Raw genomic sequence first — 12143 nt, 5'->3', positions numbered from 1 at the left:
TGTGTCGCAACATCCAGATTTCCGGAGACCAGGGGCGTCTCACGTCATCGACACGCCAGCCCGCTGACCAGGCATTGCCCGCTCAAGTTCGAAGAGCCCGTTTTCGGCGGTCATGGAGGCGTGCAGGACCGCCATGCCGTCGCCGGCGTTTTCGGCCCACACCCGACGGCCTTCTTCCGACGCCTTGCGGCGTTCGCGGACGGCGGCGGGGTCGTGGCGGAACACAATGCGGTCACACACATCCCTAAGGCGTTGCAGCGACCAGCTCCCTTGCCGCCGCAACGCTTCGGCCAGTTCGGCATCCACCACCGGTGCGTAGTCCTGTCCGCCGACCAGTGCGGTGCGGGCGATGACCGTGCGGATGTGTCCGCCGGTGATCACCCCGTCGTGTAGGCATTGCGCCACCTGCGGCAGGCCCGCGAACAGGTGGGCGGCGTCCATCAATTCGGTTTCCACACCGGCTTGACTGCGGCCGAGTATCATCGCGATCTCATTCGCCGCGCGGGTGTGGGCGTCGTAGACGCGGCGGTCTTCCTCGACATACGGGGCGACCAGCCGTTCGAAGACTTCGGCCATCGCGCGCAACCGGTGCCAATCCATCAACGCCCCAGCACGCCGCGCCGACACGACCACTTCACCCAGGCCGGCGGCATCCACCTCATCGAGAGACTCAGGCAATCCCAATGCGGAGAGATCTGGATCTGACTCAACCAGAGACATCGGAACCCCCTCCCGGCGGACGAACACCACTCGAACCATCTATCGAATACATGTTCGATACTACCGAGAAAAACCCACCCCGACAAGGGAAAACAGCCCGAATCCGGACTCAATCGAAGAATCATTCACGCGAATGATCACGGGCCGGGCAATGACACGGGCCGGGCAATGACACGGGCGGAGAGAACGACACGGGCGGAGATGCCGCGGCGCCGCGTCGTTCAACCCATCTCGAGGTTCTCCAGATAGCGACGCAGGCGGGTGGTGTCGCGGGTTGCCCAGCGCGCGAGCAGCCGATATCCGTAGATCCAGACCGCCATCGAGATGGCGGCGACCATCAGAGCGCAGAGGATGAAGTCGGCGTCCTTGGCGTCGGTGCCGATGGGCAGATGACGCGTCAGCCGCCAGAGCCCGAGGGGGATCGCCACCACCGCAGCCGCAGCGGCGGGATAGATGGCGTAGGGAATCACGAGCAAGATCGCCCAGCGCACCACCACCTGTTTGGTGCGTGCGCGTTGTTCCCATCGCCACCGCAACGGGCGCGGGTGATACGGCAGCGCGAACCCGATGACGTTGCTGAGCGTGATCGCCCCGAAGGGCACCACCGTCACCGACAGCATCACCACCGTCACGCCGCGCCAGTCGTGGTCGTCGACGGCGAGGAAGACCGCGAGCACTGCGCATGCGGGGCCGACGAGCAGCCACAGCGCAAACGACTTTGCGCGCAGAAACCGGACCAGTTCGTCGCGGTCGCCGAGTGCGAGAAGTGCACGCGTGCGGTCGGGGGCGAGAATGTTGGTGGCGCACACATCGGCGAACATCCAGCCGGCCAGCGCATACGGCAGACCTTCCGGGCCGGTGAGGTCGAAGAACAGCGCACGCGGCGCGAGATACCACAGCGCGAACACGAGTACGGCGTTGAACGTGAGGGTGCCCAGGGTGTCCGACGGGTCATGAAAGATCCGTGCGAACTCGGCGCGCAATGACGCCGCCGGCGTCGTCGCGACCGTTGCCATGTCCCCAGGGTACGGCGACCGAGACCTGTCGGGCCGCGCTCAGCCCCGGTCGGGGCGAACGTAGACCGACAGACTGCCCGGATGCATCGTCAACACCACCGGGACCTTGGCGTCCGAGCGGCCTGACGCGTTGACGGTCTCGCCGTCGTGGGCGATCGCGGTGCCCTGCGGGACCGCGAACTCCAAGCTCTGCACCTGGTCGGTGACGAAGCCGGAACTGCGTGATTTCTTCCCGTCGCCCGACAGCCGGCCGAGGAGCGGAAGTCGCGAGGACACACTCTGCTCGGCGCTGCGCAGCACCAGCGCGAGTCGACGCCGCGCGGTTCCGGCGTAGGCGTTGCGGGTGTCGAGGACGCCGTCGTCGACGCGGACGCGTTCGGCCGGCACCAGACCACCGGGGCGGTACCGGTCGATGCCCGCGAAGATCGACCAGAGACTCTGCTGGCGTCCGTCGGCGGTCACCACATCCACCGGTTGCGCCTTGGGTAGCGTGCGCAGCGTTGCCACGATCGCGGCGAGCCACTTGCCGAGCCGATCCTCGAGGCCTTCGCGCACCTCGACCAGTTGCGGGTAGATGCCGACCGAGAAGGTGTTGAGCACCGTCACGCCCTGCGACTCGCCGATCGACAGCACGCCCGCGTCCACGGCGGTCGCGGCACCCGCCTCGACTGCCGATGCGGCTGCGGCGAAGGCGTCGCCGTCGTGCAGTTCGTCGACCAGATGCAGCGCCTTGGCGAAGTGGTTGAGGGTGCCGCCAGGGAACAAGGCCAGCGCCACACCCGACTCGCGTGCCACGCCCGCGACGGCGCCGACTGTGCCGTCGCCGCCGCAGACGCCGATTGCCTTGGCGCCCTTGGCGATCGCATCTTTGGCCACCTGCTGTGCGGTCTCACCCTTGGTGAGCACGTGGACGTCGGCGCCGGGCAGGAGTTCACCGATGCGCTCGGCATGTGAGGGGCCGGAACTCTGCGCCGTCGGATTGATCGGGTTGCGTCCGGAGTTGGGGTTCACCACCACGGTCAAGCCCTCGCCCCGGGGTAATGCGGGCGCCTTCGCGGCGGGTCCGGGGGCCTCGCTCGCGGTGATGTCCGCCCGGCCCGGGACCACGGCCCGGCCGACCAGTGCCACCCCGACCCCCAGCGCCGCTCCGCCGATCACATCCGAGGCCCAGTGCGCGCCGACGTGCAGCCGCGAATAACAGACCGCCGCCGCGAGCGGGGCGATCGCAGCCCCGGCTGCCGGCCATTCGATGGCGACGCCGGTGGCGAAGGCGGCGGCCGAGGCGCTGTGTCCCGACGGGAATGACCCTGATCGCGGCGGTTCGACCAGTCGCCGCAACGACGAGAGCCCGGCGCCGGTCGGACGGTCCCCGCCGAACAGCGTTTTGCCGACCACATTGGCCAGCAGGCTGGCCACCGCCACCGATCCGAGGCCGCGCGTACTGGCTCGACGGCCGCGCACACCGGTCAACCCCAGCACGCCACCGGCCACGATCCAGATCTTGGAGTGATCGGCCGCATTCGACAGTCGGAGGATCGCCGTGTCGGCCTTGGGCCCCAGCTCCACCGCATCGGTACGCAACGCCACCTTGTTGTCGAATCGGGCGACGGCCGGCCACTTCTCGTGCGGCTGCAGGAATCCGTGGGGGAGAAGGCTGCGCCTCTTCGCTGCGGCCTTCTTCGCTGTGGCCTTCTTCTTCGTGCTCGTCGTCCGTGGCAGGGCAAGAGATGGTGCGCGTTCGGAACGGGTCATCCCCGGATGTTATGTGGCCAGGGACCCCAGCGGGGGGCGCTTGTCCGGCGTGCCGGTAAGACGCGGTTCATCGGGTCGCTGCGCACCCATCACATGAAGCGACCCGGATGCGACGTGGTGGACAGTCGCACCCGGGTCGGGTCGGTGCGCGGGTGATCAGGAGTCCTGGATGATCACGCCGCGGATGTTCTTGCCGTCACGCAGATCCTGGTAGCCCTCGTTGACCTGCTCGAGTGTGTAGGTCTGGGTGATGAGTTCGTCGAGCTTGAGCTGACCGGCGTCGTACAGACGCAGCAGGCGGATGATGTCGTACTGCGGGTTGGCCGACCCGAACAACGATCCCTTGATGGTCTTCTCGTTGAGGGTCAGGTCGATGCCGGGCCAGTGGACGGTGAACTTCTCCGGACTCGACAGCCCGACGATCACCGCCTGACCACCCTTGCCGATGGCCCCGATCGCTGCGGACACGACGTCCTCGTCGACGGTGCCCACCGTCACGATCGCGGCGTCGGCACCCTGGCCCCACGACAGTTCGGTGATCTTCTCCTGCGCTTCGGCCGCCGACGCGAAAGCGTGTGTGGCACCGAACTTCACGGCGGTGTCGCGTTTGAACGCCACCGGGTCGACGACGACCACGTATTTGGCCCCGGCATGCACAGCGCCCTGCACGGCGTTGATGCCGATTCCCCCGATGCCGTAGATGACAACGATGTCGCCGGCGCGCACATTGCTCGAATAGACGGCCGATCCCCAGCCGGTCGGCACACCGCAGCCGACGAGAACCGCCTTGTCCAGTGGCAGCCAGTCATCGACCTTGACCACCGAGTGCTGGCTGATGGTCGCGCGCTCGCTGAACGTACCGAGCATGCACATGCCGCCGAAGTCCTGCCCGCCGCCGTGGAAGCGGAAGGTCCCGTCGGGAAGCATGCCCTCGAGGATGGTTGCGCCCATGTCGCACAGCGACTGTCGGCCCGTCGAGCAGTAGCGGCAGGTTCCGCAGTTGGGGATGAACGAACAGACCACGTGGTCACCGGGCTTGACCTTGGTGACGCCGGGACCGATCTCCTCGATGATGCCCGACCCCTCGTGGCCACCGACCATCGGATAGCGGGGCGGCAGGTCGCCGTCGGTGAGGTGCAGGTCGGAGTGGCACAGGCCCGCGGCGGTGTACTTGATCAGTACCTCGCCTTCCTTGGGTCCGTCGAGGTCGAGTTCCATGATCTCGAACGGCTTGCCTGCGCCCATCAGTACGGCGGCTTTTGTTTTCATACCCGTATCTCCTCTGTGTTCGTTCTCGGCGGTGAACCGATGTGAGGTTCTGATAGGTGTCACGGCCTTCAGGTCTGCGTATGCGGCCTGTTTCGCTGTGTGCGACGGCCTCGAACGGCCCAACCCGGTGGACGTGACCTCTGTCACTGTGCTGCCATGTAGAGGCTATCGTCACATCTGATCAGGGGTGATAACTGTCCGAAATCCGGACAGTCCGTACAGAACAGGCCGCGTTCAGGCGTCGATGCCGAGCGCGCGGATTGCGACCCCGCAGTCGCAGATGTGTGGGGAGATCGTCGATCCCGAGTTCCAGCGGTACTGACCTGGCCGGCCGGGAACGTCCGACGCCGCTGTGGCGTTGAACTGTCGCGTTCGGTGTACCGGTGTGCCCCGTTCGCTGCCTGTCGTGCGGGCGAAAGCTGCTGTTCACCTCGTGTTCTGTGACCGCGTTGTCGGTCTGTGGGCCGGGCGGAGCGCTTTTTGACCTGTGCACAGCCGATCGGTACAGTTGATCGCTGGTGCCTGGCAACTGCTGGGCCAGTCTGTAGTGCCCTGATTCCGGACGGATCTCCACGAGGTCGTCGGCCGGGATGACAGGCATGAGGGGCTGACATGCGAGACCAGTGCCGAGTGCGTGCGACACGCCCGACCCTGGGGTAGCGATAAGTGTACTGACCGGCGTGAATTCGCTGGTGGGGCGAGTTGCGGAAGTAGCTGTCGACCACACTCCCGATGGGTTCACCCGGATGGAGGAGTGGCGGAGGTACTTGCCCGGAGCACCAACCGTGACAAAGAAGAACACTGCCGAAGACAAGGATGAACTTCTCGTGCCAACGATCAACCAGCTGGTCCGCAAGGGCCGCCACGACAAGGCTGCCAAGCAGAAGACGGCAGCCCTGAAGGGCAGCCCGCAGCGCCGCGGTGTGTGCACTCGCGTGTACACCACCACCCCCAAGAAGCCGAACTCCGCACTGCGCAAGGTCGCGCGTGTCCGTCTGACCAGCTCGGTCGAGGTCACCGCGTACATCCCGGGTGAGGGCCACAACCTCCAGGAGCACTCGATGGTGCTCGTCCGTGGTGGTCGTGTAAAGGACCTCCCCGGTGTCCGTTACAAGGTCATCCGCGGCTCGCTGGACACCCAGGGTGTCAAGGGTCGCAAGCAGGCTCGTAGCCGCTACGGCGCTAAGAAGGAGAAGGCCTGATGCCACGTAAAGGACCCGCACCCAAGCGTCCCCTGATCAACGACCCGGTCTACGGATCGCCGCTGGTCACCCAGCTCGTCAACAAGATCCTCCTCGACGGCAAGAAGTCGACCGCCGAGCGCATCGTGTACGACGCCCTCGAGCAGGCACGCGAGAAGACCGGCACCGATCCGGTCGTCACCCTCAAGCGTGCGCTGGACAACGTCCGTCCGACCCTCGAGGTGAAGAGTCGCCGTGTCGGTGGCGCCACCTACCAGGTCCCGGTTGAGGTCAAGCCGGGCCGCGCCAACACCCTGGCGCTGCGTTGGCTGGTCACCTTCAGTCGCCAGCGTCGTGAGAAGACCATGGTCGAGCGTCTGGCCAACGAGCTGCTCGACGCCTCGAACGGTCTCGGGGCATCGGTCAAGCGTCGCGAGGACACCCACAAGATGGCCGAGGCCAACCGGGCGTTCGCGCACTACCGCTGGTGACCTTCGGGCCCCACCACCTCTAGCAACGAGCGAGGGATTTCAGTGGCACAAGAAGTGCTCAGCGACCTCAAAAAGGTCCGCAACATCGGCATCATGGCGCACATCGATGCCGGCAAGACCACCGCTACCGAACGCATCCTGTTCTACACCGGTGTCAACTACAAGATCGGTGAGACGCACGATGGTGCGTCCACCACCGACTGGATGGAGCAGGAGAAAGAGCGGGGTATCACCATCACCTCCGCTGCGGTGACCTGCTTCTGGAACAAGAACCAGATCAACATCATCGACACGCCCGGCCACGTCGACTTCACCGTCGAGGTGGAGCGTTCGCTGCGCGTTCTCGACGGTGCCGTTGCCGTGTTCGACGGCAAGGAAGGCGTCGAGCCGCAGTCCGAGCAGGTGTGGCGTCAGGCGGAGAAGTACGACGTTCCGCGTATCTGCTTCGTCAACAAGATGGACAAGCTCGGTGCTGATTTCTTCTTCACCGTGCGCACCATCGAAGAGCGTCTGGGCGCCAAGCCGCTGGTTCTGCAGATCCCGATCGGCGCCGAGGACAACTTCGACGGCGTCGTCGACCTGATCGAGCAGAAGGCCATCACCTGGCGCGGCACCGTCGACATCGGCGCCGAGCCCACGTTCGAGGAGATCCCGGCCGATCTCGCCGACCAGGCCGCCGAGTACCGCGAGAAGCTGCTCGAGACCGTCGCCGAGACTGACGAGGCGCTGCTCGAGAAGTACTTCGCCGGTGAAGAACTCACCACCGAGGAGATCAAGGCCGCGATCCGCAAGGTCACGATCGCTCGCGAGTACTACCCGGTGATCTGTGGTTCTGCGTTCAAGAACAAGGGTGTTCAGCCGATGCTGGACGCGATCATCGACTACCTGCCGTCCCCGCTGGACGTGCCGTCGGTCGAGGGTCACGCAGTGGGCAACGAGGAGGAGATCCTCTCTCGCAAGCCCAGCGCCGATGAGCCGTTCGCGGCCCTGGCGTTCAAGATCGCTGCACACCCCTTCTTCGGCAAGTTGACCTTCGTGCGTGTGTACTCCGGTCACATCACCGCCGGTACCCAGGTGCTCAACGCCACCAAGGGTAAGAAGGAGCGCATCGGCAAGCTCTTCCAGATGCATGCCAACAAGGAGATGCCGGTCGAGGATGCGACCGCAGGCCACATCTACGCGATGATCGGTCTGAAGGACACCACCACCGGTGACACCCTGTGTGATCCGAATGCTCCCATCGTCCTGGAGTCGATGAGCTTCCCGGATCCGGTCATCAACGTCTCGATCGAGCCGAAGACCAAGTCCGACCAGGAGAAGCTGGGCGTCGCGATCCAGAAGCTCGCCGAAGAGGACCCGACCTTCTCGGTGCACCTCGACGACGAGACCGGCCAGACCGTCATCGGCGGTATGGGCGAGCTCCACCTCGACATCCTCGTCGACCGTATGCGTCGCGAGTTCAAGGTCGAGGCCAACGTCGGCAAGCCGCAGGTGGCCTACCGCGAGACGATCCGTCGACCGGTCGACAAGTACGAGTTCACCCACAAGAAGCAGACCGGTGGTTCCGGTCAGTTCGCGAAGGTGATCATCAAGCTCGAGCCGCTGGTCGACGCCGAGGACGGCGCGACCTACGAGTTCGAGAACGCCGTCACCGGCGGTCGTGTCCCGCGTGAGTACATCCCCTCGGTGGATGCAGGTGCGCAGGACGCGATGCAGTACGGTGTGCTCGCCGGCTACCCGCTGGTCAACCTGAAGGTGACCCTGCTCGACGGTGCTTATCACGACGTCGACTCCTCGGAGATGGCGTTCAAGATCGCCGGCTCGCAGGCGCTGAAGGAAGCGGCCCGCCAGGCCAATCCGGTCATCCTCGAACCGCTCATGGCGGTCGAGGTGACCACACCCGAGGACTACATGGGTGATGTGATCGGCGACCTGAACTCCCGCCGTGGCCAGATCCAGGCCATGGAGGAGCGCAGTGGTGCTCGTGTCGTCAAGGCACTGGTGCCGTTGTCGGAGATGTTCGGCTACATCGGAGACCTTCGGTCGAAGACCCAGGGCCGAGCCAACTACTCCATGGTCTTCGACTCGTACGCCGAGGTTCCGGCGAACGTGTCGAAGGAGATCATCGCCAAGGCAACCGGAGAGTGATCCCGGTGGGGATCGGCTCGCACGAGTCGGTCCCCGTGCCCTGGCACATGCGCTGCGGCGCACCAACGTAACAAGAAAATCCCCGCTGGGATCCACCCGGCGGAGCAACAGTCCAGGAGGACAATCAAGTGGCGAAGGCGAAGTTCGAGCGGACCAAGCCGCACGTGAACATCGGCACCATCGGTCACGTCGACCATGGCAAGACCACGCTGACCGCAGCGATCACCAAGGTGCTGGCCGACAAGTACCCGGACCTCAACGAGAGCTTTGCGTTCGACCAGATCGACAAGGCGCCCGAGGAGAAGGCCCGCGGTATCACCATCAACATCTCGCATGTTGAGTACCAGACCGAGAAGCGTCACTACGCACACGTCGACGCCCCCGGTCACGCCGACTACATCAAGAACATGATCACCGGTGCTGCCCAGATGGACGGCGCGATCCTGGTGGTTGCCGCAACCGACGGCCCGATGCCGCAGACCCGTGAGCACGTGCTGCTCGCCCGTCAGGTCGGTGTGCCTTACATCCTCGTCGCCCTGAACAAGGCCGACATGGTGGATGACGACGAGATCATCGAGCTCGTCGAGATGGAGGTCCGCGAGCTCCTCGCTGCGCAGGACTTCGATGAGGACGCCCCGGTCGTCAAGGTCTCGGCCCTGAAGGCTCTCGAGGGTGACCCGAAGTGGGTCAAGTCCGTCGAGGATCTGATGGACGCTGTCGACGAGTCGATCCCGGACCCGGTCCGCGAGACCGACAAGCCGTTCCTCATGCCCGTCGAGGACGTCTTCACCATCACCGGTCGCGGCACCGTCGTCACCGGCCGTGTGGAGCGCGGTGAGGTCAACGTCAACGCTGAGGTCGAGATCGTCGGCATCCGCGAGAAGTCGACCAAGACCACCGTCACCGGCATCGAAATGTTCCACAAGCTGCTCGACTCGGCTCAGGCCGGCGACAACGCGGGTCTGCTCCTGCGTGGTCTCAAGCGTGAGGACGTGGAGCGTGGCCAGGTTGTCGTGAAGCCCGGCACCACCACCCCGCACACCGAGTTCGAGGGACAGGCTTACATCCTGTCCAAGGACGAGGGTGGCCGTCACACCCCGTTCTTCAACAACTACCGTCCGCAGTTCTACTTCCGTACCACGGACGTGACCGGCGTCGTGACCCTCCCCGAGGGCACCGAGATGGTCATGCCCGGCGACAACACCGAGATGAGCGTCAAGCTCATCCAGCCGGTCGCCATGGACGAGGGCCTGCGCTTCGCTATCCGCGAGGGTGGCCGCACCGTTGGTGCCGGTCGCGTCACCAAGATCATCAAGTGACGGTCTCGGCTCCGCCGAGCTGCGTCAGGATCATCAAGTGACGGTCTCGGCTCCGCCGAGCTGCGTCAGGATCATCAAGTGACACAGTCACACTGATCTGCTGACTCGCTGAGTCACCAAAGCGCCCGATCCCGAAAGGGGTCGGGCGCCTTTGTGTTTCAGAGTGTTTCAGGGTTTCAGAGTGCGGTCGTCGGGACTGGCATTCAGTAGGGCGGTGGATCCTCGACGGCGCGCCGGTCTTGCCCTGCCTGTTCGCCTTCGAGGGCTTTGCGGTTGCGTTCTCGTTCTTGGCGGCGGCGGGCGTGTGTGTCTGCCAGGCGTGGTCGGCGTCTGGTGGGTGACTCTGGGGTGTTCGGTTGTGGTGGTGGGTGTTTCGGCGGTTGCGGGTCGGGTTCGGGGTTGGTGAAGGTGATGTCCCGCAGGGTCGGGAAAAGGTCGTCGCCGGATTCGGCGTAACCGTGGATCGTTGCACCATTCTGGGTGTAGAAGACCTGTCGGGCTTTGCCGTTCTCGTCGATGTACTGATCATCGAGGAACACGCCATCGGTTTTCATCTGGTGATGCATCCGGCATTTGGTCGCCAGCCCGACCGCCGTGGTCTGCCCACCGGCTGCCGGGTTGTCGTGATCGTATTCGTGCACATGATCCAGATCCCCGGCGAAAGCGGGCTTGTCGCAACCGGGAACCGTGCAGTAGCCGTCCCGGATACGAATGAACAGGCTCATCGCGGTACTGGGCCGGTACGGATCAGACGGCAGATGCGGAAGTAGTGGTTTCCCGGCCGGGTTGATCGGTCTGATGACTGCCCCGGCGCGCTTCGCCAACTCCCGCACATAGTCACCGGAGATCACACCGTAGCCATCCATGAACCCCACACCTGAATGGCCCGGCGAATAGGCGCGCTTGGTCGTGGGCTCGGTTGTGGTCTTGGTCTTGGTCTTGGGCTCGGGTTGGGGCCCTTCGGCCGAGTCAGGCTCAGCGGCAACAGGTTCAGCCGATCCCGTGCTGCGACACTCGCGAGTCTCGGTGCTTGACTGCGTGGCGTTGGCGTCGAACAGTGTTGACTCGGCACGGTCGCCCTCAGTCGCGGTCGGTTCCTCGGCAGCCGAGGCAGCGGTTTCCGAATCCGCCTCAACCGCAGCCGCTTCCGCCGCTTCCGCAGCCTCCGGCTCCGGCTCGGGTTCTTCGAGTGTCGCTGCTTCGGTGATCACGTGAATGATCACTTGTGCTTCGGCGCCTTGCACCATCGTCGGCGCGGGAACCGTCGCATCACACTCGTCACCCCGATCGCACTGGCACTCGAACACGTCCCCCGACAACAGGGCGAACACCGCATCGGAACGACGCGCGCCGTCACGCCGCGGATCGGACTCGCACACACTGCTCGCGAGAGCGTCAATGCGGGCTGTAGCGACGCGCACGTTCTCCGCCGTCATCGACGCATGCAGCACCGCCATGCCATCACCGGCGTTTTCGGCCCAGACTCTGCGGTCCTCGACGGAAGCCTTGCGACGTTCGCGCACGGCGGCGGGGTCGTGGCGGAACACAATCCGATCACACACATCCCGCAGACGTTGCAGCGACCAGCTGCCCTGCCGCCGCAACGCCTCCGCCAACTCCTGGTCGACCAGGGGTGCATACTCTTGGCCGCCGACCAGTGCGGTGCGGGCGATGATCGTGCGGATGTGTCCGCCGCCGATCACCCCGTCGTGCAGGCATTGCGCCACATGCGGCAGGCCAGCGAACAGGTGGGCGGCGTCCATCAATTCGGTTTCCACACCGGCTTGGCTGCGACCGAGCATCATCGCGATCTCGTTCGCCGCGCGGGTGTGCGCATCGTAGACACGGCGGTCTTCCTCGGCATACGGCGCGACCAGTCGTTCGAAGACCTCCGACATTGCCCGTAACCGGTGCCAATCCATCAACGCACCAGCACGCCGCGCCCGAACGACGACCTCACCCAACCCGGCGGCATCCACGTCATCCAACGACTCGGGCAGTCCCAATGCGGAGAGATCCGGCTCTGACTCAACAGTCTGTTCAACCTGAGACATCGGAACCCCCTCCCGGTGGATGACCTCGACTCGAACCATCTATCGAATACATGTTCGAGTCTACTGCGGAAAACCTACCCTGACAAGGGAAACCGGCTCTTCCTGATTCAGAGTGCGTGTAGGTGTTCTGCCAGGCCGCCGGAGTGGATGAGTGACCGCAAGATGTAGTGGTTGAGGTTGCGGAAGCCGAGCG

At 64.9% G+C, this 12143-nt stretch carries 9 protein-coding genes; 4 read left to right on the top strand and 5 right to left on the bottom strand.

Going from position 1 to position 12143, the window contains the following annotated elements; translation table 11 throughout:
- Window positions 1-39 precede the first annotated feature (39 nt).
- The 4 genes from IEW22_RS18775 to IEW22_RS18760 form a co-directional block, all read right to left on the bottom strand.
- Window positions 40-750: a DUF222 domain-containing protein gene (locus tag IEW22_RS18775; protein WP_229742898.1), complete on the bottom strand. Its 711-nt coding sequence runs from the start codon at window positions 748-750 to the stop codon at window positions 40-42.
- 191 nt (window positions 751-941) lie between these two features.
- Window positions 942-1736, bottom strand: a complete 795-nt coding sequence (locus tag IEW22_RS18770) for a hypothetical protein (RefSeq protein ID WP_188588747.1) — start codon at window positions 1734-1736, stop codon at window positions 942-944.
- A gap of 39 nt (window positions 1737-1775) precedes the next feature.
- Window positions 1776-3488 (bottom strand): bifunctional phosphatase PAP2/diacylglycerol kinase family protein, encoded by a 1713-nt coding sequence (locus IEW22_RS18765; protein ID WP_188588745.1) that lies wholly within the window; start codon window positions 3486-3488, stop codon window positions 1776-1778.
- 156 nt (window positions 3489-3644) lie between these two features.
- Window positions 3645-4757 (bottom strand): NDMA-dependent alcohol dehydrogenase, encoded by a 1113-nt coding sequence (locus IEW22_RS18760; protein ID WP_188588743.1) that lies wholly within the window; start codon window positions 4755-4757, stop codon window positions 3645-3647.
- Between the two features lie 827 nt (window positions 4758-5584).
- Here IEW22_RS18760 and rpsL point away from each other — a divergent pair.
- The 4 genes from rpsL (at window position 5585) to tuf (ending at window position 9896) form a co-directional block, all read left to right on the top strand.
- Window positions 5585-5959 (top strand): 30S ribosomal protein S12, encoded by a 375-nt coding sequence (gene rpsL / locus IEW22_RS18755; protein WP_188588751.1) that lies wholly within the window; start codon window positions 5585-5587, stop codon window positions 5957-5959.
- Window positions 5959-6429, top strand: coding sequence for a 30S ribosomal protein S7 (gene rpsG / locus IEW22_RS18750; RefSeq protein WP_188588741.1), 471 nt, complete (start codon window positions 5959-5961; stop codon window positions 6427-6429). The genes rpsL and rpsG overlap by 1 nt, the downstream gene beginning before the upstream one ends.
- 42 nt (window positions 6430-6471) lie before the next feature.
- Complete coding sequence (fusA, locus tag IEW22_RS18745; RefSeq protein ID WP_188588739.1) at window positions 6472-8577, top strand: elongation factor G; 2106 nt, start codon at window positions 6472-6474, stop codon at window positions 8575-8577.
- Window positions 8578-8705: 128 nt separating this feature from the next.
- The gene (tuf, locus tag IEW22_RS18740; RefSeq protein WP_188588737.1) at window positions 8706-9896 is read left to right on the top strand and encodes an elongation factor Tu; all 1191 of its coding nucleotides are present in this window, start codon (window positions 8706-8708) and stop codon (window positions 9894-9896) included.
- Window positions 9897-10099: 203 nt separating this feature from the next.
- Here tuf and IEW22_RS18735 read toward each other — a convergent pair whose 3' ends face one another.
- Window positions 10100-11950: an HNH endonuclease signature motif containing protein gene (locus tag IEW22_RS18735; protein WP_188588735.1), complete on the bottom strand. Its 1851-nt coding sequence runs from the start codon at window positions 11948-11950 to the stop codon at window positions 10100-10102.
- Window positions 11951-12143: the final 193 nt, after the last annotated feature.

The sequence above is a fragment of the Gordonia jinhuaensis genome (assembly GCF_014639795.1).
In the GTDB taxonomy this organism is placed as follows: Bacteria; Actinomycetota; Actinomycetes; order Mycobacteriales; family Mycobacteriaceae; genus Gordonia_B; species Gordonia_B jinhuaensis.
This window is presented reverse-complemented; position numbering and strand designations above follow the sequence as displayed.

What these genes read in the sequence shown, in the direction of transcription:
- IEW22_RS18770 (WP_188588747.1), bottom strand. Translation starts at nt 1,736, where the DNA reads ATGGCAACGGTCGCGACGACGCCGGCGGCGTCATTGCGCGCCGAGTTC.
- IEW22_RS18765 (WP_188588745.1), bottom strand. Translation starts at nt 3,488, where the DNA reads ATGACCCGTTCCGAACGCGCACCATCTCTTGCCCTGCCACGGACGACG.
- IEW22_RS18760 (WP_188588743.1), bottom strand. Translation starts at nt 4,757, where the DNA reads ATGAAAACAAAAGCCGCCGTACTGATGGGCGCAGGCAAGCCGTTCGAG.
- rpsG (WP_188588741.1), top strand. Translation starts at nt 5,959, where the DNA reads ATGCCACGTAAAGGACCCGCACCCAAGCGTCCCCTGATCAACGACCCG.
- IEW22_RS18735 (WP_188588735.1), bottom strand. Translation starts at nt 11,950, where the DNA reads ATGTCTCAGGTTGAACAGACTGTTGAGTCAGAGCCGGATCTCTCCGCA.